This is a genomic window from Agrobacterium sp. 20P9.1.2 (assembly GCF_057799395.1).
In genome coordinates this window covers 502,215-524,408 of the sequence record NZ_JBYOKI010000002.1, presented here as the reverse complement: position 1 = coordinate 524,408, position 22,194 = coordinate 502,215, and the positions used below count along the sequence as shown (strand labels likewise).

The 22,194-nt window shown below is 57.3% G+C and carries 21 protein-coding genes; 15 read left to right on the top strand and 6 right to left on the bottom strand.

The features are described 5' to 3' along the window. The first annotated feature begins 8 nt into the window (after nt 1–8). Nucleotides 9–818: an SDR family oxidoreductase gene (locus AC27VJ_RS08250; RefSeq protein WP_488683599.1), complete on the top strand. Its 810-nt coding sequence runs from the start codon at nt 9–11 to the stop codon at nt 816–818. Nucleotides 819–1,019: 201 nt separating this feature from the next. Beyond that, nucleotides 1,020–1,166: a DUF1127 domain-containing protein gene (locus AC27VJ_RS08245; RefSeq protein WP_113086612.1), complete on the top strand. Its 147-nt coding sequence runs from the start codon at nt 1,020–1,022 to the stop codon at nt 1,164–1,166. Between the two features lie 341 nt (nt 1,167–1,507). On the opposite strand, the gene dinB is transcribed toward AC27VJ_RS08245, so the two are convergent. Beyond that, nucleotides 1,508–2,596, bottom strand: coding sequence for a DNA polymerase IV (gene dinB / locus AC27VJ_RS08240; protein WP_488683598.1), 1,089 nt, complete (start codon nt 2,594–2,596; stop codon nt 1,508–1,510). Between the two features lie 91 nt (nt 2,597–2,687). After that, nucleotides 2,688–3,278, bottom strand: a complete 591-nt coding sequence (locus AC27VJ_RS08235; protein ID WP_488683597.1) for a TetR/AcrR family transcriptional regulator — start codon at nt 3,276–3,278, stop codon at nt 2,688–2,690. Between the two features lie 225 nt (nt 3,279–3,503). Here AC27VJ_RS08235 and AC27VJ_RS08230 point away from each other — a divergent pair, with 225 nt between their 5' ends. The 4 genes from AC27VJ_RS08230 (at nt 3,504) to AC27VJ_RS08215 (ending at nt 8,471) form a co-directional block, all read left to right on the top strand. After that, nucleotides 3,504–4,511 (top strand): XdhC family protein, encoded by a 1,008-nt coding sequence (locus AC27VJ_RS08230; RefSeq protein ID WP_488683596.1) that lies wholly within the window; start codon nt 3,504–3,506, stop codon nt 4,509–4,511. Nucleotides 4,512–4,654: 143 nt separating this feature from the next. After that, the gene (locus AC27VJ_RS08225; protein WP_488683595.1) at nt 4,655–5,188 is read left to right on the top strand and encodes a 2Fe-2S iron-sulfur cluster-binding protein; all 534 of its coding nucleotides are present in this window, start codon (nt 4,655–4,657) and stop codon (nt 5,186–5,188) included. Next, nucleotides 5,185–6,174, top strand: a complete 990-nt coding sequence (locus tag AC27VJ_RS08220; protein WP_488683594.1) for an FAD binding domain-containing protein — start codon at nt 5,185–5,187, stop codon at nt 6,172–6,174. Before AC27VJ_RS08225 ends, AC27VJ_RS08220 begins: the two co-directional genes overlap by 4 nt. Continuing rightward, on the top strand, nt 6,171–8,471 hold the full coding sequence (locus tag AC27VJ_RS08215) for a xanthine dehydrogenase family protein molybdopterin-binding subunit (protein WP_488683593.1): 2,301 nt from the start codon (nt 6,171–6,173) through the stop codon (nt 8,469–8,471). The genes AC27VJ_RS08220 and AC27VJ_RS08215 overlap by 4 nt, the downstream gene beginning before the upstream one ends. 77 nt (nt 8,472–8,548) lie before the next feature. On the opposite strand, the gene nagA is transcribed toward AC27VJ_RS08215, so the two are convergent. Genes nagA through AC27VJ_RS08195 form a run of 4 tightly spaced genes read right to left on the bottom strand, consistent with a single transcriptional unit; the run spans nt 8,549 to nt 12,425 of the window. Then, the gene (gene nagA / locus AC27VJ_RS08210; RefSeq protein ID WP_488683803.1) at nt 8,549–9,709 is read right to left on the bottom strand and encodes an N-acetylglucosamine-6-phosphate deacetylase; all 1,161 of its coding nucleotides are present in this window, start codon (nt 9,707–9,709) and stop codon (nt 8,549–8,551) included. After that, nucleotides 9,706–10,728 (bottom strand): SIS domain-containing protein, encoded by a 1,023-nt coding sequence (locus tag AC27VJ_RS08205; protein WP_488683592.1) that lies wholly within the window; start codon nt 10,726–10,728, stop codon nt 9,706–9,708. Before AC27VJ_RS08205 ends, nagA begins: the two co-directional genes overlap by 4 nt. 51 nt (nt 10,729–10,779) lie before the next feature. Continuing rightward, nucleotides 10,780–11,541: a GntR family transcriptional regulator gene (locus tag AC27VJ_RS08200; protein ID WP_488683591.1), complete on the bottom strand. Its 762-nt coding sequence runs from the start codon at nt 11,539–11,541 to the stop codon at nt 10,780–10,782. Further along, a complete protein-coding gene (locus AC27VJ_RS08195) occupies nt 11,538–12,425 on the bottom strand; it encodes a glucosamine kinase nucleotide-binding domain-containing protein (protein WP_488683590.1) in 888 nt (295 codons plus the stop codon). Before AC27VJ_RS08195 ends, AC27VJ_RS08200 begins: the two co-directional genes overlap by 4 nt. Before the next feature lie 208 nt (nt 12,426–12,633). Here AC27VJ_RS08195 and AC27VJ_RS08190 point away from each other — a divergent pair, with 208 nt between their 5' ends. The 9 genes from AC27VJ_RS08190 (at nt 12,634) to AC27VJ_RS08150 (ending at nt 22,118) form a co-directional block, all read left to right on the top strand. Next, nucleotides 12,634–13,527: an N-acetylmuramic acid 6-phosphate etherase gene (locus AC27VJ_RS08190; protein ID WP_488683589.1), complete on the top strand. Its 894-nt coding sequence runs from the start codon at nt 12,634–12,636 to the stop codon at nt 13,525–13,527. A 60-nt stretch (nt 13,528–13,587) separates the two neighbouring features. Then, on the top strand, nt 13,588–14,847 hold the full coding sequence (locus AC27VJ_RS08185) for an ABC transporter substrate-binding protein (RefSeq protein WP_488683588.1): 1,260 nt from the start codon (nt 13,588–13,590) through the stop codon (nt 14,845–14,847). 173 nt (nt 14,848–15,020) lie between these two features. Next, complete coding sequence (locus tag AC27VJ_RS08180; protein ID WP_353577086.1) at nt 15,021–15,968, top strand: carbohydrate ABC transporter permease; 948 nt, start codon at nt 15,021–15,023, stop codon at nt 15,966–15,968. Between the two features lie 14 nt (nt 15,969–15,982). Then, nucleotides 15,983–16,822, top strand: a complete 840-nt coding sequence (locus AC27VJ_RS08175) for a carbohydrate ABC transporter permease (RefSeq protein ID WP_113086598.1) — start codon at nt 15,983–15,985, stop codon at nt 16,820–16,822. Beyond that, nucleotides 16,819–17,877: a Gfo/Idh/MocA family protein gene (locus AC27VJ_RS08170; protein WP_488683587.1), complete on the top strand. Its 1,059-nt coding sequence runs from the start codon at nt 16,819–16,821 to the stop codon at nt 17,875–17,877. Before AC27VJ_RS08175 ends, AC27VJ_RS08170 begins: the two co-directional genes overlap by 4 nt. Before the next feature lie 15 nt (nt 17,878–17,892). After that, nucleotides 17,893–18,894, top strand: a complete 1,002-nt coding sequence (locus tag AC27VJ_RS08165; protein ID WP_488683586.1) for an ABC transporter ATP-binding protein — start codon at nt 17,893–17,895, stop codon at nt 18,892–18,894. A 42-nt stretch (nt 18,895–18,936) separates the two neighbouring features. Then, on the top strand, nt 18,937–19,668 hold the full coding sequence (locus AC27VJ_RS08160) for a copper homeostasis protein CutC (RefSeq protein ID WP_488683585.1): 732 nt from the start codon (nt 18,937–18,939) through the stop codon (nt 19,666–19,668). A 119-nt stretch (nt 19,669–19,787) separates the two neighbouring features. Next, nucleotides 19,788–20,525 (top strand): FadR/GntR family transcriptional regulator, encoded by a 738-nt coding sequence (locus tag AC27VJ_RS08155; protein ID WP_488683584.1) that lies wholly within the window; start codon nt 19,788–19,790, stop codon nt 20,523–20,525. 81 nt (nt 20,526–20,606) lie between these two features. Beyond that, nucleotides 20,607–22,118, top strand: a complete 1,512-nt coding sequence (locus tag AC27VJ_RS08150) for an ABC transporter substrate-binding protein (protein ID WP_488683583.1) — start codon at nt 20,607–20,609, stop codon at nt 22,116–22,118. Nucleotides 22,119–22,194: the final 76 nt, after the last annotated feature.

Here is a 22,194-nt window from a genome sequence, read left to right as displayed (position 1 = left end):
GGTCTCCCATGAAGATACTGCGCGGTAAAACGGTCCTCATCACAGGCGGGGTATCGGGTATCGGCCTGTTGCTGGGGCGCAGGTTTCTGGCTCAGGGCGCAGCGCATCTGGTGATCTGGGACGTGCAGCAGCAGGCTCTGCACGACATTGTTTCTGAGTTGACGGGGCAAGGCTTCCACGTTTCTGGCTACTCTGTGGATCTGGCCGATCCAGCACGGATCGCAGCCGCAGCAGAAGAAATGCGGGCTGCGGGCGTTGAGGTCGATATTGTCATCAACAATGCTGGCGTCATTATCGGAAAAACTTTTTCGGAACACAGCGCCAGAGACATCGCGCTGACGATGGATGTCAACGCAGCAGCGCCGCTTTATGTGGCAAGAGAATTCCTGTCCGGCATGATTGCCCGCCGCAGTGGCCACATCGTCAACATCGCCTCCGCAGGAGGTATGGTCTCCAATCCCAAAATGTCGGTCTATTGCGCCAGCAAATGGGCCATCATCGGCTGGTCCGATTCCTTACGTATTGAGATGGAGCAGGAAAAAACCGGTGTCGGTGTGACCACGGTGACGCCCTACTACATCAATACCGGCATGTTTGCCGGTGTCCGCTCACCGTTCATTCCTATTTTGGACGCGGAGTATGTTGCAGACCGCATCATTGCTGCGGTCAAATCCAATCGTATTTTTCTGCGTCTGCCACGGATCATCAACTTTTTGCCGCTGCTGCGTGGGCTTATGCCGGTCCGCTGGTTCGACAGGATTGGTGGGCAATGGCTCGGAATATATCACACGATGGATGACTTCCGCGGCCGCAAGTAGGTTTGCAACGGGTCTTTGATCACAGTTTTGCCCGCATGATTTTTCATCACATCTATATTACCCATGCGTCATATGCATGGCGGTCGTGAATCCTTGTCTGTTATCAAGCAGCTCAATAAGGCCTATATCACAACCATCGAAACGACGTTGGAACCGAAGCCTGGTTGCTAACGTCAAGAGGCCTCACGAAAGGGGATCATCATGAACGTAGCACGCTCTTTCAACAACTGGCGCAAATACCGTCAGACCGTAACCGAACTGGGCCGCATGAGCTCGCGCGAACTTCAGGACCTCGGCATCAACCACGCCGACATCCGCAGCGTAGCCCGCGCAGCAGTTGGCCGCTAAGCTTCGGCTTTGAATTTTGCTTTATGACGAAAACGCCCGCTGATGAAGCGGGCGTTTTCGTTTCAGCCCGATAGAAATTCTGGATAGTTCTAGCCATGCGTTTTGCGCATGTCTGTACTGCAAGGAAATCTATTTAATAGGCGGTGAAAATTGCTATCTTAATCTCATCGAAGCGATGCACCTCCTCCCGCAAAGCTTCGAATTCAGGTAGCCCTATCCTCCTCCCAAGGGCGCCTGTCGGAACAGCGGCACTCCTCCTCCCAGTCGCTGTTCGGTTCTTTTTGGAAAGCCTGCCGCACCTCCTCCCGCGGCAGGCTTTTCTGCTTTAGAGCCACCCTTTTCTACAGTCCCAAATCCAGTTGCGGCGCTTGGACGCTTTCTTCCGTGTCGAGCGATGACAGCGTGACACCCAGCAGCCGAACCGGTCGTTTGAATGGGAAGACGGAGGCAAGCAATGTTTCGGCCATCTCAACAATCGTTTCGATATCAGAGATACCCAGTGATACCGTTTTGCTACGCGTTGCCTGCGTGAAATCCGAATATTTGATTTTTACGGTCACCGTCTTCCCGGTGATGTCGTGCGCCTCGCAGTGCCGCCATACCTTTTGCGCCAGCGGTCGCAGTTCCGCTTGGGCAAGGCCCAAATCATCGACATCCTCCACAAATGTATCCTCGGCTCCAATGGATTTGCGAATGCGGTTGGGTTTGACCTGTCGTTCGTCGATCCCGCGCGCAATGCCGTAAAAATAGGGGCCGGATTTGCCGAAGTGCTGCTGGAGAAAGGCGAGGGGCTTGGATTTGAGATCGAGCCCGGTCTCGATGCCATGTCGCCTCATCCGCTCTGCCGTGGCCGGTCCTACCCCATGGAATTTCTTGACGGGAAGTGCTTCGACAAAACCGGGTCCGTTTTTCGGCGTGATCACCGCCTGGCCGTTCGGCTTGTTCAGATCGCTTGCCATCTTCGCCAGAAATTTATTGTAGGAGATACCGGCGGACGCATTGAGGCCGGTAACAGCCTTGATCTTTGCACGAATTTCCAGCGCAATATCGGTCGCGATCTCCATGCCTTTCAGATTTTCTGTGACGTCGAGGTAGGCTTCATCCAGCGAGAGCGGTTCGATCAAGGGCGTATATTCCGCAAAAATCTCCCTGATTTGTTGCGAAACCTGTCGGTACACCTCAAAGCGCGGCGGTACGAAAATCAGATCGGGACATTTTCGTTTAGCGGTGACTGACGGCATGGCCGAATGCACGCCGAAGGTTCTTGCCTCATAGCTAGCAGCAGCCACGACGCCGCGCGCCGCCGACCCACCAACAGCGAGCGGTTTTCCACGAAGGTCGGGATTGTCCCGCTGCTCCACGGATGCGTAAAAAGCATCCATATCGACATGGATGATCTTGCGGACGGGCTGTGTGGGAATGGCGCTCATAAGACGATCGAGAGATGCTGAAACAAAAAGAGAACATATCAGCAAACGCAAAGATGTCCAACCTTTCCAAGATCGGTTTTAGGCTCCGCCACTACGGCGTGTTTCGCAAGCCATCCATGACAAGACGAACGATCCTGTGCGCCCGCTCGCGCCAGTCGGGTCCATCTGGAATCGAGTAGATGCCGAACAGCGCGTTCAGAACATCCGCGGGCTGGATGTCTCCCTTGATGGCTCCGGCTTCGACCGCGTTGTCGAGGAGCTTTCCAAATGCGGACTGCAGAAGATTTGAGCCTTCGGCAAAAAGCGTGGAATTGGATGTGAACAGCAATTTCAGGCTGCTGGCCATGCCGCGCTTGGCTGCCATATAGCCAACGAACCGCAGCATCCATTCTTCAAGCGCAGCGTCTGGCGCTTTTTCTGCCATCAACTCGGTCGCTGCCGTGGCGATCAGCTCGAGTTCGCGGCGATAAACGACTTCAACCAGATGTTCGCGGGTTGGAAAGTGCCGGTAAAGCGTGCCGATGCCGACGCCTGCGCGCCGGGCGATATCCTCGAGTGACGCGGCGGCGCCTTGTTCCGCAAAAGCAATTGCTGCGACTTCGACCAGCTTTTCACGATTGCGACGCGCGTCTGCACGCAACTGGGTCGGCGCAGGCGATTGCGACGGGCGCTCCTTCGGCACTTTAAATTCACTCCACACGAAAAGGCTTGACGAATGATCGCAAGTCACTAGATTAAACGGAGGCGCCTCCGGTTATGCGTGGCGCCGTTCAATCATTAGTTCAAATCGGGGGCAGATGTCATGCCGAAATCACACAAGGGGCCGGCTGAATAATCGCAATGTCGGAACCATCCGGCATTCTTGAGGTTTAGGCGTTCAATCCAGCGCCGCAAGCAGGAGCCTGTAATGACCCAATCCATCGACATCAGCCTCCATAACGACCCCGGCGGACATTCGTTCCCTCTCTGTCGACCCAACTCTCCGCTGGCCTTGAAGACCATGCCGGAGGAAATACGTCTGCCGGTGAAGGCGTTTTCAACGGATAGTCCTGCCGAAATCCTCGATTTCGCACTTCAGGCGGCCAAGAGCGGTTGCCAGGTGGCGCTCTGTACGCTGGTCGAAATTCGCGGCGGGTCATCTCGTCCACTTGGCGCGCATATGGCTGTCGCCAGCGACGGGCGCTATTGCGGCTATGTATCCGGCGGCTGCACCGAAGCAGCTGTTGCGGCCGAAGCATTGCAGGCGATCGAAGCCGGTCATGACCGTTTCGTTATGCTGGGTGAGGGATCGCCCTTCTTCGATATCGTGCTTCCATGCGGGGGCGGCATTACTGTTGCCATCCACCTTCTTCGCGATCTCGAGCCGATTTCCGCCGTTCTGGAGGCCATGAAAAGCCGAAAGCAGGCGCAGCTGTCTTACGCTTCCGGTCGGGAAGCCTTGTCACTCGGTGCCACGTCGGCTCAGACGGGTTGGGACGGAGATATCTTTGTAACCAGTTATCGCCCAGCCGTCCGTGTCGTGTTGTTCGGCCGCACTCTGGAGGTCGAGATGGCGTCGAAGGTTGCGAAGGCTGCCGGTTACGAGGTCGTGCTTTACGAGCATGCTGCGGGCGACGCGTCTGTAATCGATGCGAATACCGCTGTGGCACTTCTCCAGCATGATCTTGAGCTGGAAATGCCTGTGCTGGAGGCTGCATTGAAGGCTCGGCCTTTCTATATCGGCGCGCTCGGCAGTTCCCGCACCCACGAAAAACGCGTGGAGCGGCTGCGCGAGAGTGGCCATTCGGATGAGGCAATAGACCGGATCAAGGCGCCAATCGGGCTTTTCGGGCGCGCGCGTGACGCTCATTCGCTGGCGCTGTCGGTTGTCGCCGATATTGCCGCCAGTCGGCAGACCGCGCTGACGGCGGACTGAACACAAAAGACATCCCGCCGGGCCATGTCCGTGCGGCGTCATGGCAAGCAGACAGTCCTCCATTGAGGACCTGAACCCGTGGGCACCTCACCGTCCTGCGGACCATCATCATATCCATACGTTTCAGCCAAGGGAGATGTCCTATGCATTTTACCATCAATGGAGAAGCGATAGAGGTCGAGGCGGACATCCGCACGTCTCTGCTCGATCTCATGCGCAACACTCTGGGTTTTACCGGGACGAAAAAGGGTTGCGATCAGGGCGCATGCGGTGCCTGCACCGTGCTTGTGGATGGTGAGCGCATCAATTCCTGCCTCGCGCTTGCGGTTCAATATCAGGGCCGCAGCATCACAACGGTCGAAGGGCTTGCCGACAATGGCAATCTTAATGCCTTGCAGAAAGCCTTCATCGAACATGATGGCTTTCAGTGTGGCTATTGCACGCCCGGGCAGCTCTGTTCCGCCATCGGGATGGCAGGAGAGATCGAGCGTAACATCCCGAGCGCCGTCACCAGCGACCTTTCAGCAGACAGCATTGCGCTCAGCGACATTGAAATCCGCGAGCGTATGAGCGGCAATCTTTGTCGATGCGGCGCCTATAACGGCATTGTCGAAGCCATTTCCGAAACCTTGGCACATCAGACTGTGATGCCGACTGAAGAGAGGGCACGGGCATGAACATTTTTTCCTATCATCAAGCGTCAGATGCCGCTTCGGCCATCGCGCTCAAACAGGCAGGCCCTGCCGCGAAATATCTGGGTGGCGGCACCAATCTTGTCGATCTCATGCGCGAGACCGTCGAAAAGCCGGAAACGCTGGTCGATATATCGCATCTGCCAAGCACCATTGAGCAGCGCGCCGATGGCAGTCTGCTGATCGGTGCCGGAGTGAAGAATACGGCCCTTGCAGCCCATGATGCCATCAGGACTCATTTTCCGCTTCTGTCCCGCTCAATTCTGGCTGGGGCGAGTGCGCAAATCCGCAATGTGGCGACGGTTGGCGGCAATATCCTTCAGCGTACCCGCTGTCGGTATTTTTACGACAATGCCGCCCACTGCAACAAGCGACAGCCGCATGCGGGCTGTGACGCGCAGGAAGGTTTCAATCGCTACCATGCGATTCTCGGTGCCTCCGAAAGCTGCGTAGCGACCCATCCATCCGATATGAGTGTGGCGCTCGTTGCACTGGATGCCGTTGTTCACCTTCAGGGACCGGCGGGCACTCGCAGCATGCCGCTGCGTGACCTTCACCGTCTACCCGGTGAGCGGCCCGATTTGGAGACCGAACTCCAGTCTGATGAACTGATCACGGCGGTCGAAATTCCGCCGCTCGCTTTTGCGCGGCAGTCTGCTTACCGAAAGGTGAGGGATCGCGCGAGCTACGCCTTTGCCCTCATTTCCGTTGCCGCAGCTCTGGATGTGGACGAAGCCGGTATCGTGAAGGACGTCAGGCTGGCGCTTGGCGGTGTTGCCCACAAACCATGGCGCGCCTTGAAAGCCGAGGCGGCTTTGAAAGGTCAAAAGGCGGATGCGGATCGTTTCCGCGCTGCTGCAGAGGCGGAACTCGCGGATGCCGTTGGCCTACGTGATAACGCATTCAAAATCGAACTGGCGAAACGAACCATCGTTGCCGTTCTTGAAGAATTGAAGGGAGAAAACGCATGAGCGCCGAAACCCAAACCAAGCTAGAAGCAGGCAAGCCGGGCCGCTGGCAGCCCGCCATTACCGCTGACCCGATGCTGCGCAAACACGGCACGCTCGGCCAGCCCGTATCCCGCATTGATGGGCCGATGAAGGTTCAGGGCAAGACGCGTTTCGCTGCAGAGTTTCCCTATGACAACATCAGTTACGCAGCACTTGCCTTCAGCACCATCGCGCGCGGGCGCATAACCGATCTGGATGTTAAGGCCGCAGAGGCCGCGCCCGGCGTTATTCTGGTGATGACCTACAAAAATGCCCCCCGGATGAAAGCGCCGTCATTGATGATGTCGTCTCCCACAGCGGCAGGTTCCAACGATCTCCCGGTTATGCAGAACGACGAAATTCACTGGAACGGCCAGCCAATCGCGTTGGTTCTGGCGCAAACGCAGGAACATGCGGACTATGCCGCTTCGCTCATCAAGGCGGACTATGCGGTGCTGCCAGCGGTGACGTCATTCGATGAGGCGAAGAAAACACCACGCCAACTGGACAACCTTCTTGGTCAACCGCCCGTCGTGGAAATTGGCGATGCCGAGACGGCGCTCGCCAACGCCGAGGTCAAGGTCGATGTCATCTACCGGACGCCGCGCCATAATCACAACGCCATAGAGCTGCATGCGGCAACCGTTGCCTGGAACGACGACGAATTGCGTGTGCATGATGCCAGCCAGTTGCTGGACCTAACCAAGGGTCAGCTTGCAGATATCTTCGATCTCGATCTGGGCAAGGTCCATGTGACATCGCCCTATGTCGGTGGCGGTTTTGGCGGCAAATGTCTTTGGGACCACCAGATCCTCGCCTGCGCTGCATCGAAGCTGGCCGGACGACCTGTGCGGATCATGCTATCTCGCGAAGGCGTGTTTCGTATCATTGGCGGTCGCACGGTGACCGAGCAACGGGTGGGGCTCGGTGCGAAATCCGATGGCACACTGGATGCGCTGATCCACACGGGAACGGCGGCAATGACGCTGCACAATTCCTGCCCGGAACAGTTCACCTTTCCAGCAAAGCACCTCTACGCCGCCAGGACATTCCGCTTAGCGCAGGATGTCGCCGACATGGATATGCTGGTCAACACCTTCATGCGTGCGCCCGGCGAATCCGTCGGCACATTCGCCTTAGAGTGCGCGCTGGATGAACTAGCCGACAAGCTGGCAATGGACCCGATCGAGCTGCGTCGCCGTATCGAACCGGAAAAAGACCCAACGAGCGGCAAGCCGTTCTCGTCACGGTATCTCATAGAAGCCTATGAGAAGGGTGCCGAGAAATTTGGCTGGGATCGCCGAAGCCAGACACCACGCCAGAAGCGAGAAGGCGAATGGCTGATCGGCATGGGATGTGCGACTGCAACATATCCCTACCATCGTTTTCCCGGTGGTGCGGCGAGGATCAAGCTGACGGCAGAGGGTCATGTGACGGTCTCTACCGCCGTTCATGACATGGGCATGGGAACGGCCACGGCTCAGGCCCAGCACATCGCTGCGCGGTTGGGCGTGCCGCTCGACCATGTGACCTTCGAATATGGCGATAGCAACCTGCCGCGTGGGGTGATTGCTGGTGGCTCGACACAAACCGCTTCGATTGGCGGTGCCGTCATCGCTGCGACGGAAGTCTTTGTGGAGGAACTGATCAAGCTTGCTGGCAATGACTCACCGCTGGCCGGTCTGTCGCTTTCCGAGGTCGAACCTCGGGACGGCGGTCTCAGCCATGTGGACGACAAGAGCCGCTACGAGAGCTATCAGTCCATATTGCGCAGGGCAGGGCGTGAAGAGCTGGTCTGTGAAGCGGAAGGACCAGCACCGGCGGAGATGCAGGCTTTTTCGATGCACTCCTATGGCGCACAGTTCTGCGAGGTGCGGGTCAGTGCGCTAACGGGCGAAACGCGGGTGTCGCGGCTCCTCGGCTCCTTTGATGCAGGGCAGATACTGAATGCCAAGATGGCCACCAGCCAGTTCAAGGGTGGTATCATCATGGGCATCGGCCTTGCACTCACCGAAGAAACCAATTTCGATGAGAGAACAGGTCGCGTGGTCAATGCTTCGCTGGCGGATTATCATGTACCGGTGCAGATGGATGTCCCACCCATCGACATCATCTACACCAACAAGCCAGATCCACAGGCACCCATGGGCGCACGCGGCATCGGTGAAATTGGTATCACGGGTGTCGGAGCGGCGATTGCCAACGCAGTCTACAATGCAACGGGCGTGCGTATTCGTGATCTGCCGATGACGCTGGACAAGGTGATGGCTGGTTTGTGACCATGCCATATGGAAGATTGAACTGAAGATTACGCGGGGCGATCATGCTCCGCGTATTTTTTGTCGAACTACCTTGATCAAGCAGCGAATACTTGCTCGCCACCAATCCACGTACTTCTCATATGATGGTCATCGGTCAGCACTACGAAATCCGCGTCGTAACCGGCTTTCAAACGGCCTTTATGATCTGACACACCGATGGCCTCTGCCGGGTAAAGGCTTGCCATGCGCACGGCTTCCTCAAAATCGAGCCCCAGCTGACGATTGACGAAAAGCACCGATGACAGCATGTCGATGTCGGCCCCCGCCAGCGTGCCGTCCGCCAGCGTCAACCGTCCGTCCTTGCGATAAATTTTCCGGTCGTTCAGCGTCAGGCCGGTCAAGTCGGTGCCGATGGTGGACATGGCGTCGGTGACGATGAAGACCCGGCCCGGTCCACGCTTTGCTCGCAGGGCAAGGCCCATCGAGGCGGGGTGGACGTGGAAACCATCGGCAATGATACCAGTCGAGAGCATGCCAAGATCGAGCGCTGCGCCGACAAGGCCGGGCGAGCGATTTTCCAGCGGGCTCATGGCATTGAATAGGTGGGTTACGGTGCGCGCACCAGCTTCGGCATAGGCTTTTGCCGTCTCATAGGGCGCATTGGTGTGGCCAAGGCTGACGGTAAAACCAGCCTTCGCCAGCGCTCTGACCTGCTCCTCAGTCGTGTTTTCAGGCGCGACCGTAATCATCAGCGCTTCGAAGCTGTGGCCGATGGCCAGCAGGCGTTCGAGATCCACATCTTCCATAGGCCGGATTAGCCCCGGATGATGGGTGCCCTTGCGGGCAACGGAAAGATGCGGGCCTTCCAGATGCAGGCCAAGAAAGCCCGGAACTTTCGCTTCCTTTGCTTTCAACCCGGCTTCGATGGCCGCTGCCGTTATCTCGCGCGTGTCGGTAATCAGAGTGGGAAGAAGCGCGGTCGTTCCGAATTTCGCGTGTGCGGCGCAAATTTGTCGGATGCCTTCAACAGACTGATCGTCGTTCAGCATCACGCCGCCGCCGCCATTGACCTGCAAATCGATAAAGCCCGGCACGATGATTGTGCCCCCGGCATCGACCTGCTCTATGCCGGATGCGAGTTCACCCTGCGCCACGATGCCTGAGACCTTGCCGCTATCGATTAGCAAGGCGCTGTTGTCGTGCCACTGCAAACCATCGAAAATCCGGGCATTGGTCAGTGCTTGAGCCATGATCAGCGGGTCTCCGTGACTTTCTTAAGGGCGGCTGGCGCGTCAGGATTAAAGCCGCGCGAACGCGACCATGCTTCTACGAAACCGTAAAAGGGCACGATGAGGGCAAGGGAATCTGTCAGCGGATGGCCGGTTTCGACGAACGGCAGGCGGCGCGCATGGGCCGCACCATCGGCAGTGATGAAGGCAAGCGCGCCCTTTTCTGCAAGACTGTCGGCGGTGCTGCGCACGGAAGAGAGCGCCGCGTCACGTGCCGCAAAGGTCACGACGGGGAAGCGCCGGTCTACCAGAGCCACCGGTCCATGCAGCACCTCGGCGCTGGAATAGGCCTCGGCATGCATTTCCGATGTCTCCTTGAATTTCAGGGCAGCCTCGCTGGCAATGGCCAAGGATGGGCCGCGACCGAGCATATAGAGCGATTCAGCCTCACCCAATTCCGCCGCCAGTTCGTGCCAATCCAGCTTTATTGCTTCGGCAAGCTTTTCAGGCAAGTGCTGGATGGAACGCTGCAAATCCGCATCTGCAGTCCATTCGCCGAGGATCGCCAGGCCGGCCAGCACCGAGTTGAAGAAGGATTTGGTGGCCGCGACCGCAAGCTCCGGCCCGGCATTGATATCGACGGCATGGGCTGAAGCATCAGATAGCGGCGAGGGCTGAGTGTTGGTCAGCGAAATCGTCAGCGCGCCGGAGGCCGCTGCCGATTGGGCAAGCGCCACGATGTCCGGGCTTTTGCCCGATTGCGAAATGGAGATGGCTGCCGCCTGATCGAGCTTCAACGATTTGCCATAGATGGAGGCAAGCGATGGACCGATGGAGGCCACGGCGCGGCCTGCCTGTTGCTCGATGGCGTATTTGAGGAAATGCGCTGCATGATCGGAAGACCCGCGCGCGATGGTAATGAGGAAAGCGGGGTCACGCTCGCGCAACGCTTTGCCCGCTGCGTGTAGCGCATCCTGCGAGCGGCTCAGCAGACGGCTGGCGGCATCGGGAATTTCATCGATTTCCTGGCGCATATGGCTTGGCATGGTATTCTCTCTTCCTGTGGTGCCGGCCTGCAAATCAGCCGCCCATCCGGGTCATTCTGTCAGTGTCATTTCAGCGACGAAGTCATAGGCGTCACCGCGATAGAGCGAGCGGGTCAGTTCCACCACCCGGCCAGACTCCAGATAGGATATCCGCTCAATAGTGAGCCCCGCCGATCCCTCGGGAACAGCCAGCAGGCCCGCATCCTCACGGCTCACATTGCAAGCGGAAATTCGCTGCACGGCGCGAACCGGCTTGTGGCCAGTGCGGTGAAGCTCGGCATAAAGCGAGGTTCCGACCGCCTTCGGGTCCGGCAGAATATCGGAGGCGAGGCTGGCGCGCTCGATGGCAAGCGGCAATTCATTGGCAATGCGCAGGCGCTCCAGCCGTGCGACCATCATATCGACCTTGAGGCCGAGCATCATCATTTCATCGGATGAGGGATGAAACAGCCCGCGCGCCAGCCATTCGGAACGAGTAACATAACCCCGCCGTGCCATATCTTCGGTAAAGGATGTTAGTCGCGACAAGGGCTGTTGCAGGCGCGAGACCGGCTTCATGACGAAGGTGCCCGACCCATGCTTGCGGGTCAAAAGCCCATCCTTGACCAGATCGTCCACCGCCTTGCGAACGGTGACCCGGCTGACATTGGCGAATTCGGCCAGATCGCGCTCAGGTGGCAAGGCCTGTCCATGGCTGAGTTTGCCGGAAAGTATAGCCTCTTCCAGCGATTGCCGAAGCTTCATGTAAAGCGGGCCGGATCCGTTGGATTGCAGATCGTCTGGCGTCAGGAACTGGGACAGGGTTTCCGTCATGCCGCCCCCTCTTCCACGTGGGCAAAAGCGTTTTTCGCAAGTGCGATGGAGCCGGCCAGTGCATCTTCCAACGGTTGAACGAGGCGTTCGCGATGGCGTTGCGCCAGATAGGGTGCATAGAGCGCAGACAATCCGCCGAGAAGGCAGAGCCTGCCGCCGTCCGTCAGCTCAGCGACGCGGTCCAGAGAGAGGTCGATGTCGCCAGCAGACTGACGCAGGATTGTCAGGGCCGCTTCATCGCCCGCCGCGGCAAACTCAAACACGCGGGGTGCATAGCGGCCATAATCACCGGGCTTTGCGGCTTGCGAAAAGGCCACCATCTTGCGTGGCTCATTGTTGAAAGCGTCCAGCAACGCACGGGTCATTTCAGTCTGTGGCGAGATACCATCATAGGCCAGCAGGCTTTCCTGCAAGGCCAACTGGCCAAGCCGCGCACCGCTTCCCAAATCACCCAAATGATAGCCCCAACCACCGATGTAGCGGATGTCGGCACCAGTGCGGGCGATATAGATCGTACCGGTGCCCAGAATGGCCACCGCGCCATTGCCCTCACCGAGAGCGCCCTGCAAAGCGATCAGCCCATCGGACTCGATAATCGAATTGTAGAAGGGCAGGCGCGGCATGACATAGGCGACAGTATTTTCGACGTGGTTGCCTGCAAGCCCGAGAAAGGCGTAGGCATCTTTCACGAGGTCGGTATCGAGGCCCGCATCTGCAAAAGCCGCTGTCGCAGCGTCTGTAATGTTGAGAATAGCCGTATCGGGCGCGGTCATGATGTTGGACGCGCCGCTTTTGCCACGGCCGAGAATTCTGCCGGTTGCGTCTGCGACTGCTGCCCGGCAACTCGTGCCGCCGCCGTCGACTCCCACGAGATATCGCTGCATGAAATTGTCTCCTGTTGCGAAGATACCAAAAAAATACCAATTTCCAAGTGGCAAAGCAAAAATTTCTGAGATTGCGATAATCTACAATGATAACAGAGATTTGCACTCTTTCCGCATTCGGCTGGGTTCAATAAATAAACCATTTCTTAAAAGACGCTGGACAATTGGTATTTTTTTGGCATTAAATCCTGATGCAGGGAGTTTTTGGATGAGCGCAAGCGGAACGGAAGGTTTGCACGAAAAAGCGAAGGGCCTCGACACCATGGTGCCGGGGGATGTTCTGTCGCTTTTGAGTTCAGGCCAGCAGGAAGCCGCACGGACCGTGGATGCGGTGCGTGACGCAATCGCCGTGGCTTCCGCGCTCGCAGCTGATGCTATCGCGTCCGGTCACAAACTTGTTTACGCTGGTGCGGGAAGCTCTGGCCTGATGGCGATGGCGGATGGGCTGGAACTGCCCGGCACTTATGGCATCGGGCGCGACCAGATCGCCATCCTGTTTGCAGGCGGCGCCAGCAATTTGTCCGATATGCCGGGTGCGCCCGAAGACGATGTCGATCAGGCGCGACTGGATGCTGAAGGAGCAATTAGAGCAGGAGATTGCGTCGTTGCGATTTCCGCCAGTGGCTCGACCCCTTATGCGCTGGCCGTCGCAGAGGTCGCTCGGAAGAAGGGCGCGCGGGTAGTGGCGATTGCCAATAACCCTGATGCCAGACTTTTCGATGATTGCGACGTTGCGATATTGCTGCGGACACCGCCGGAATTCGTATCCGGCTCCACCCGCATGGGTGCAGGCACGGCGCAGAAAATCGCGCTCAATATGTTTTCGACACTGATGGCGATCCGTCTTGGTCATGTGCATGACGGCTATATGGTCAATCTGCGGGCAGACAATAAAAAGCTTATCGAGCGCGCCGCACGGATCGTATCGGGCGTAACGGGTGTGGATATGAACGAGGCTGGACGTTTGGTGGAAAAGGCGTCCGGCTCCGTCAAGATCGCGATTCTGCTGGCGGCAGGCGCGAAAGACAAGAATTCAGCCGAAACCATGCTTGAGACAAGCGGCCACAATGTTCGCCGCGCGCTTCAGCTGATCGGCGGATGAGACTGCAACAACCATAGTTGATGAACGCCGTGGCGGCGTTACACCAAGAGGGAGAACAACATGACCCGTAATCTCACCAAGGCGCTGGCTCTGGGCGCAAGCCTGTTTGCCTATGCTGGCATGGCATCGGCAGCAGACGTGACGCTGACCATTGAAAGCTGGCGCAACGACGATCTGGCCATCTGGAAAGACAAGCTCATTCCAGCATTCGAAGCCAAAAACCCGGGCATCAAGCTCCAGTTCCAGCCCATGGCACCGACCGAATACAATGCCGCGCTGAATGCCAAGTTGGAATCCGGCTCCGCTGGCGACCTCATCACCTGCCGTCCGTTCGATGCCTCGCTTGAGCTTTTCAAGAAGGGCTATCTCAGCGATCTGTCCAAGAACCCCGGTATGGAGAATTTCTCCGACGTTGCGAAAACTGCATGGTCTACAGACGATGGCGATCAGACCTTCTGCGTGCCCATGGCATCGGTTATCCACGGCTTCATCTACAACAAGGAAGCCTTCGATACGCTGAAAATTGAGGTCCCGAAGACGGAGGCTGAATTCTTTGCAGCGCTCGACAAGATCAAAGCTGACGGCACCTATGTTCCGATGGCAATGGGCACCAAGGATTTGTGGGAAGCCGCGACCATGGGCTACCAGAACATCGGGCCGAATTACTGGAAGGGCGAAGAAGGCCGTCTGGCGCTGATCAAGGGCGAGCAGAAGCTGACCGATGCCGATTGGGTCAAGCCTTATGAAGTGCTTGCCAAGTGGAAGGATTATCTTGGCGACGGCTTCGAAGCCCAGACCTATCCTGACAGCCAGAATATGTTCACCCTCGGCCGCGCTGCTATCTATCCTGCTGGTTCCTGGGAAATCTCCGGCTTCAACACGCAGGCCCAGTTCAAGATGGGTGCTTTCCCGCCGCCGGTCGAAAAGGCAGGCGATACCTGCTACATTTCTGACCATACCGACATCGGCATGGGTGCCAATGCCAAGTCGAAGCACCCGGCAGAAGCTGCTAAGTTCCTGGAATGGGTTGCCTCTGCGGAGTTCGCCGATCTCTATGCCAACGCGCTCCCGGGCTTCTTCAGCCTGAACAAAACCGCAGTAAAGATGGCCGACCCGCTTGCCCAGGAATTCGTGTCCTGGCGCGAAAAGTGCAAGCCGACGATCCGCTCCACCTATCAGATCCTGTCACGTGGCACGCCTAACCTCGAAAACGAGACCTGGGTTGAATCCGCCAACGTGATCAACGGTACGGACACACCGACCGTTGCTGCTGAGAAGCTGCAGAAGGGTCTCGACAGCTGGTACAAGCCTGCAAAGTAAGTCTGGGTTTGTGCATGGCGATCAAAAGTCGCCATGCACCTTCAGCCTATCGACCATATCCAGCCTGAGCATCTTGCCGTTGCTGGCAAGCTGTCTCAGGTGCGGATTGCTGGCAGCATCCAAGCGCATGGCGCGATGATTGATTTTCCTTTTAGACAGTTCGGACCGATCCCATGAGCGCCGATATCACTTCCAACGATCAAAGATCGATCCGGCGGCCGTTTCGCTGGCATATTCTCATATTCATGCTGCCGGCATTTCTGGTCTACACGGCTGTCATGATCATTCCGCTTGGCAGCACCTTGTGGCTCTCCTTCTTCCGGGAAGTGGACGGTCAGAGAATTTTCGTCGGCATGGAGAATTTCAAAGCGCTGTTCTTCGAAGATCGCTGGTCTGTTAGCTTCTGGAATGCGCTGGTCAACAACATCTACTTTTTCATCATCCACATGCTGGTGCAGAACCCCATCGGTGTTGCTCTCGCGGCCCTGCTCTCGTTACCAAAGCTGCGCTTTTCGGCCTTTTACCGCACCGCCATCTTTCTTCCGACGCTGCTCTCCTTCGTGATCGTCGGCTTCATATGGAAGCTGATCCTTTCGCCGCTCTGGGGCATCGCGCCGACGCTGCTGGATTTCGTTCATCTGAAATTCTTGTTTGCCCCGTGGCTCGGCAGGCCTAATTCGGCTCTCATCGCCGTATCGCTGATTTCGGTCTGGCAATATGTCGGCATCCCAATGATGCTGATCTATGCGGCGCTTTTGAACATTCCCGATGAGGTGATCGAGGCTGCCGAGATGGATGGGATTACGGGCTGGAGCCAGTTCTGGAAGATCAAGCTGCCGCTCATTCTTCCCGCCATCGGCATCATCTCCATTTTGACATTCGTCGGAAATTTCAACGCCTTCGACCTGATTTACACCGTGCAGGGCGCGCTTGCCGGGCCGGATGGATCGACTGACATTCTGGGAACACTGCTCTATCGAACCTTCTTCGGCTTCCAGCTTCAGCTTGGAGATCGCTCCATGGGCGCGACGATTGCGACAGTGATGTTCCTCATCATTCTCGCCGGTGTCAGCTTCTATCTCTTTGCCATTCAGCGCCGCATGCGCCGCTATCAGTTCTGAGAGGGGAAGCAGACATGTCGAAAGCCCGTTCCTCCATCGCCCGCACAGTCGCCGCCCACGCGATCCTTCTCACCTATACCGCCATCGCGCTTTTTCCGGTGGTGTTGACGATCATCAATTCGTTCAAGTCGCGAAACGCCATCTTCCGCAATCCCATGCAGGTGCCGCTGCCATCGACCTTCGATCTGGTGGGTTACACCACCGTACTGGGGCAAAGCGATTTTGTGCATTACCTGCAAAATTCGCTGATCGTCACCGTCGTGTCGATTGCCCTTGTTCTGCTCTTTGGGGCGATGGCGGCCTTTGCGCTGTCGGAGTATCGCTTCAAGGGCAACACCTGGCTTGGGCTGTATATGGCGCTGGGTATCATGATCCCCATTCGCCTTGGCACCATCGGCATCTTGCAGGGCATGGTGGCGACGGGGCTGGTCAATACGCGCACCGCCCTTATTCTGGTCTACACGGCGCAGGGTCTGCCGCTTGCGATCTTCATTCTGTCGGAATTCATGCGCACGGTTTCCGATGATCTGAAGAATGCCGGGCGAATCGATGGTTTGTCGGAATATAAGATTTTCTTCCGCCTCGTTTTGCCACTCATCCGCCCATCCATGGCAACGGTGGCCGTCTTCACCATGATCCCGATCTGGAACGATCTGTGGTTCCCGCTGATCCTCGCGCCCAGCGAAGCGACCAAGACAATCACGCTCGGGGCGCAAATCTTCATTGGCCAGTTCGTGACGAACTGGAACGCAGTTCTGGCAGCGCTTTCGCTGGCGATTGCCCCGGTTCTCGTCCTTTACACCATCTTCTCGCGGCAATTGATCCGCGGCATCACGGCAGGAGCGGTGAAATGAGCGAACAACCCCTCAAGGTTCTGGTTGCCGGTCTCGGCAATATGGGCATGAGCCATGCGCTGGCCTATGCCGCCAATCCGGGCTTCGAAATCGTCGGTCTCGTCAATCGCTCCACACCCGCTTTGCCTGCGCCGCTTTCGAGCCACACAATCCTGCCGTCCTTTGAGGATGCGCTGGCGGAATTGAAGCCGGACCTCTGCTCGATCAATACCTATTCCGATAGTCACGCCGCCTTTGCCATCAAGGCGATGGAGGCGGGGTGCCATGTCTTTGTTGAAAAGCCGCTGGCAACAACGGTGGCCGATGCCGAACGTGTCGTTGCCTGCGCCCGCGCCAATGGCCGAAAACTGGTGGTCGGTTATATTCTTCGCCACCATCCATCCTGGATGAAACTGATCTCGCTCGCTCGGGAGCTTGGTGGCCCTTACGTCTTCCGCATGAACCTCAACCAGCAGTCATCGGGTAAGACATGGGCGACGCACAAGGCGCTGATGCAGACCACGCCGCCGATTGTTGATTGCGGGGTGCATTATGTCGATGTCATGTGCCAGATCACGGATGCGAAACCGGTGTCGGTTCGCGGCATGGGCCTGCGCCTATCCGATGAAATCGCGCCTGACATGTATAATTATGGCCACCTTCAGGTCACCTTCGATGACGGCTCCATCGGCTGGTACGAGGCGGGATGGGGCCCGATGATTTCGGAAACGGCATTCTTCGTCAAAGACGTCATGTCACCGAAAGGCTCGGTCTCTATCGTGATGGACCCGAATGCCAAATCCGACGATATCGATACGCATACAAAGACCTCAACCATCCGCCTTCACAAGGCGCAGACGGGACCGGATGGCCAGTTCATCCAGCCGGATCAGTTTCTGCAGATGGAGGGTGAGCCGGGGCATCAGGAGCTGTGCGACCGGGAACAGGCCTATGTTCTCAAAGCCATCCGCGAAGATATCGATCTCAACCGGCACATGACCGATGCCGTCCAATCGCTGCGTATCTGCCTTGCGGCGGATGAAAGCGCGCGAACCGGTCGCATGGTCGATCTTTGAATCTGGAGAAAATCCTTGGGTAATCTGACACTCAAATCCGTCGCAAAATCCTTTGGCACTGTCGATGTGCTGAAAGGCATCGATCTGGAGGTCAAGGACGGCGAGTTCGTGATCTTCGTCGGCCCATCGGGCTGCGGCAAATCCACTTTGCTGCGAACCATTGCGGGGCTTGAGGATATCAGCTCCGGCGAAATCGTCATTGATGGTCGGGAAGTGTCTGCTGTGCCCCCCGCCAAGCGCGGCATCGCCATGGTTTTCCAGTCTTATGCGCTTTATCCGCATCTGACGGTGAAAGATAATATGGGTCTCGGTCTCAAACAGGCCGGAACGCCGAAGGATGAAATAGAGGCGCGGGTTGCCAATGCATCCTCCCTGCTGTCGCTCGGACCTTATCTGGAGCGACGTCCGGCAGAACTGTCCGGCGGACAGCGTCAGCGCGTTGCTATTGGCCGCGCAATTGTGCGCGAACCAACGCTTTTCCTGTTTGATGAGCCGCTTTCCAATCTCGATGCAGCACTGCGCGTCCAAACGCGCCTGGAAATTGCCCGTCTCCACCGCCGCCTGAAGGCGACGATGATTTATGTGACGCATGATCAGGTCGAGGCGATGACGCTGGCCGACAAGATCGTCGTTCTCAACGCCGGTCGCATCGAGCAGGTCGGTTCGCCTATGGAACTATATAACCGCCCGGCCAATCTGTTCGTCGCAGGCTTCATCGGCTCGCCGCAGATGAATTTTATCGATGCCGAACGACTGGGTGAAAGCGGCTACAAGACGCTGGGTATTCGTCCTGAACACATCGTGCTGTCGCGCGATAGCGGCACATGGTCCGGCAAGGTCGTGCATGTCGAGCATCTGGGTGCCGACACAATCGTCTATCTGGAAAGCGATGCCGTCGGCCTTCTGACGGTGCGGCTGTTTGGTGAACATGCCTATGCGCCGGACGATGTGGTTTATGTCTCACCCAGTGGAGATGCTACGCATCGGTTTGACGTTGATGGCAACGTCATTCGATGATGCTTCGTTCTGCCTTCGTAAAATCGCTGCGTCAGGTCTCCCATGGCTGATATTTTGCTGGAAGTCTGTGTCGATGACATTGCCGGTCTCAAAGCCGCAATCAAAGGCGGTGCGGACCGGATCGAACTTTGCAGCGCGCTTTCCGTCGGCGGGCTGACGCCATCGGTGGGATTGATGAGCCTTGCCGGACGCTCGCCAGTGCCCTGCTACGCGATGATCCGCCCGCGTGTCGGTGACTTCGTCTATTCCGCCGACGAACTGGCGGTCATGGAAGACGATATAAGGTTTGCGGCATCCTGCGGCATCGCTGGCGTCGTCTTCGGTGCCAGTCTGCCCGATGGGCGGCTGGATCAGAACGCTTTGATGCAATTGTCAGAGGTGATTGGCTCCATGCCGCGCACCTTGCACCGCGCGTTCGATCTGGTGCCGGATATGGAAGAGGCAATCGAGATCGCCATAGCCTGTGGTTTCGAGAGAATATTGTCCTCGGGTCGTGCGGTGTCGGCATCAGATGGAATTGATGACCTCAAGACGGCGATAAAGACTGCTGCCGGGCGGATTTCGATCATGCCGGGCTCAGGCGTGAATCTCGAGACGATCGATAGGTTGCTTGCTAAGCTCGATGTTTCCGAAGTGCATTCCTCCTGCTCATCAAGCGTTGTCTCAAATAACTCTGCGGTCGTCGATTTTGGCTTCTCCGCCTCTGCAATCAAGCAGACCGATGCGAACATTGTCCGCGCCATGAAAGACCGGATTGCATCGCGGACCCAGTAGAGCGCCCACGTCCCGCACTTTAGCGTCAATGCATAAAATTCGCGCACGATCAAAAATTAAGCTTGACGCTTCCTCTTTTTACGGATTGATTTGAACCAATAGATAATTGGTACGAACCAATGACCGATAACTCCAAAATCCTCGGACCGGAAAACGCCAATTACGCACTCGAGCGATTGCGTGAGCTGATTGCTGTCAGCGCTTTCGGTCGAGACGGGAAATTGCCGACCGAGCGGACGCTATCCGAGCGTCTCAGCGTAGGCAGGCGTGAAATTCGTCGGGCGCTGGAAGTGCTGGAGGCTGAAGGTCTGATTTGGCGCAAGCAGGGTGCAGGCACATTTCTCGGTCAAAAGCCGGACAGTTGGGGCGACCACGCGGCGAGCCTCGTTGACGGAACCAATTTCATGGAGATCATGGAGGTTCGCCTTCGTCTCGAGCCACAGCTGGCGCAGCTCGCAGCCATGCGCGCTAAGCCTTCCGACATCGCCCGTATGCGCGAGACCTGCGCCAAGATTTACGAACGCACGGATGCCGACTGGCGTGAATTGTGGGATGGCTCGCTGCACAGGTTGATCGCGCAAAGCGCCGGAAACCAGCTGTTTCTCTCACTGTTCGACGTGGTCAACCGCGTTCGCCAGGATCCGTCCTGGCAGGCGGTGCGAGAACGCGCCCGCCGCATTGACAGGACCTTGAAGGAATCGCGCGACCAGCACGACGAGATCATCGATGCGATTGCCGAGCGGGACCCTTCCAAAGCGGGTGAGGCGATGCGCAACCATCTGCTGACGCTTCAGGAACGCCTTATCCGCCAGACCTCCATGGATCACCTTGACCATACATCCAAGGGAGATGGCTGACTGACAGATGCGGGGAAGCCCTCCGTAACGGCAAGAACCGGAAAACCGGCTGCCAAACAAACCGACCAGAGGAACGAAGATATGAAAAGACAGATAAAATTTTCCGGTTACTTGCTGGCAGCAGCACTCCTTTCATCCACACTTCACGCGGCAGACATCCGCATTGGTTTGCAGGATGATGCCGATGTGCTCGATCCTGCCCAATCTCGCACATTCGTCGGGCGTCTCGTCTACACCAGCATGTGCGACAAGCTCGTCGATCTCGACAACAATCTGGCCGTCGTTCCACAGCTGGCAACGAAATGGGCCTGGGGTGATAATGGCAGCACGCTGACCATGGATTTGCGTGAAGGTGTTGTCTTCCACGATGGAACGCCCTTCAATGCTGAAGCCGCCGTCTATACCATCGAACGCAACATGACGATGCCGGAATCGCGTCGCAAGAGCGAGCTTGCCTCGGTCGCAAAAGTCGAGGCGACTGCTCCGTATCAGATCAAGTTTACCCTCAAAAGCCCCGATGCGAGCCTTCTTGCGCAGCTTTCCGACCGCGCGGGCATGATGATTTCTCCGAAGGCCGGAAAAGAGCTTGGCGCCAATTTTGGCTCTAAGCCGGTTTGCGCCGGGCCATTCAAATTTGTCGAACGCATTCAGCAGGACCGCATCGTTCTGGAGAAGTTCGCGGATTACTGGAACAAGGACAATATCTTCCTCGACAAGGTCACGTTCCTCCCGATCCCGGATACGACCGTGCGTCTCGCCAATCTGCGCGCCGGTGATCTCGATATGGCAGAGCGCATTTCCGCGTCTGACGCCGCATCGGTTAAGGACGATCCGAAGCTGACCTATGGCGAGGTTGTCGGTCCCGGTTACATGGCCATGTATGCCAATATTGGAAATGGCGCGCGTGCCGAAAATCCGTTCGGCAAGGACAAGCGTTTGCGTCAGGCATTTTCGCTGGCGATCGACCGCGAGGCGATCAATCAGGTCGTGTTTGAGGGAACTGCGTTGGCTGGAAATCAGCCTTGGCCTTCGACCAGCCCGTGGTTCAACAAGGATATCCCGGTGCCAGCCCGCGATGTTGAGAAGGCAAAGGCGCTGATGAAGGAGGCGGGCTATGACCGCTTCGAAATCGAGTTGCAGCACGCCAACAACACCACGCAGACCCAGATGATGCAGGTCATTCAGGCCATGGTGGCGGAAGCGGGCTTCGACGTAAAGCTGAAGGCGACGGAATTTGCGACGCTGCTGTCCGAGCAGACGGCAGGCAATTACGTGCTTTCGCGCTCTGACTGGTCGGGCCGGTCCGACCCGGATGGCAATATCCACCAGTTCGTGACCTGCAAGGGTGGCATCAACGACACGAAATATTGCAATCCAGACGTGGACAAGCTGCTGAACGAGGCTCGTGCCTCGACAGACAATGCGGTGCGTAAAGAGAAGTATGACGCTGCGACCAAGATTCTCGATGAGGATCTTCCGCTGATCTATCTGGGCCACCAGGCCTATCTCTATGCGACGTCGAAAGCCGTCACCGGTTTCCAGCCTTCCTCTGATGGCATGATCCGGCTGACCGGCGTGAAAAAGGGTTCGTAAGACGACGATTGTTTTCCCGATGCGTGGTGCTTGCCGCGTATCGGGAAATCCCGACACGGCCTGCGCGCCACAAGGA

What these genes read in the sequence shown, in the direction of transcription:
- AC27VJ_RS08195 (WP_488683590.1), bottom strand. Translation starts at nt 12,425, where the DNA reads ATGCAGCGATATCTCGTGGGAGTCGACGGCGGCGGCACGAGTTGCCGG.
- AC27VJ_RS08180 (WP_353577086.1), top strand. Translation starts at nt 15,021, where the DNA reads ATGAGCGCCGATATCACTTCCAACGATCAAAGATCGATCCGGCGGCCG.
- AC27VJ_RS08175 (WP_113086598.1), top strand. Translation starts at nt 15,983, where the DNA reads ATGTCGAAAGCCCGTTCCTCCATCGCCCGCACAGTCGCCGCCCACGCG.
- AC27VJ_RS08160 (WP_488683585.1), top strand. Translation starts at nt 18,937, where the DNA reads ATGGCTGATATTTTGCTGGAAGTCTGTGTCGATGACATTGCCGGTCTC.
- AC27VJ_RS08230 (WP_488683596.1), top strand. Translation starts at nt 3,504, where the DNA reads ATGACCCAATCCATCGACATCAGCCTCCATAACGACCCCGGCGGACAT.
- AC27VJ_RS08225 (WP_488683595.1), top strand. Translation starts at nt 4,655, where the DNA reads ATGCATTTTACCATCAATGGAGAAGCGATAGAGGTCGAGGCGGACATC.
- AC27VJ_RS08155 (WP_488683584.1), top strand. Translation starts at nt 19,788, where the DNA reads ATGACCGATAACTCCAAAATCCTCGGACCGGAAAACGCCAATTACGCA.
- AC27VJ_RS08205 (WP_488683592.1), bottom strand. Translation starts at nt 10,728, where the DNA reads ATGCCAAGCCATATGCGCCAGGAAATCGATGAAATTCCCGATGCCGCC.
- AC27VJ_RS08250 (WP_488683599.1), top strand. Translation starts at nt 9, where the DNA reads ATGAAGATACTGCGCGGTAAAACGGTCCTCATCACAGGCGGGGTATCG.
- AC27VJ_RS08215 (WP_488683593.1), top strand. Translation starts at nt 6,171, where the DNA reads ATGAGCGCCGAAACCCAAACCAAGCTAGAAGCAGGCAAGCCGGGCCGC.
- AC27VJ_RS08170 (WP_488683587.1), top strand. Translation starts at nt 16,819, where the DNA reads ATGAGCGAACAACCCCTCAAGGTTCTGGTTGCCGGTCTCGGCAATATG.
- AC27VJ_RS08150 (WP_488683583.1), top strand. Translation starts at nt 20,607, where the DNA reads ATGAAAAGACAGATAAAATTTTCCGGTTACTTGCTGGCAGCAGCACTC.
- AC27VJ_RS08185 (WP_488683588.1), top strand. Translation starts at nt 13,588, where the DNA reads ATGACCCGTAATCTCACCAAGGCGCTGGCTCTGGGCGCAAGCCTGTTT.
- AC27VJ_RS08200 (WP_488683591.1), bottom strand. Translation starts at nt 11,541, where the DNA reads ATGACGGAAACCCTGTCCCAGTTCCTGACGCCAGACGATCTGCAATCC.
- AC27VJ_RS08190 (WP_488683589.1), top strand. Translation starts at nt 12,634, where the DNA reads ATGAGCGCAAGCGGAACGGAAGGTTTGCACGAAAAAGCGAAGGGCCTC.
- AC27VJ_RS08220 (WP_488683594.1), top strand. Translation starts at nt 5,185, where the DNA reads ATGAACATTTTTTCCTATCATCAAGCGTCAGATGCCGCTTCGGCCATC.
- dinB (WP_488683598.1), bottom strand. Translation starts at nt 2,596, where the DNA reads ATGAGCGCCATTCCCACACAGCCCGTCCGCAAGATCATCCATGTCGAT.
- AC27VJ_RS08245 (WP_113086612.1), top strand. Translation starts at nt 1,020, where the DNA reads ATGAACGTAGCACGCTCTTTCAACAACTGGCGCAAATACCGTCAGACC.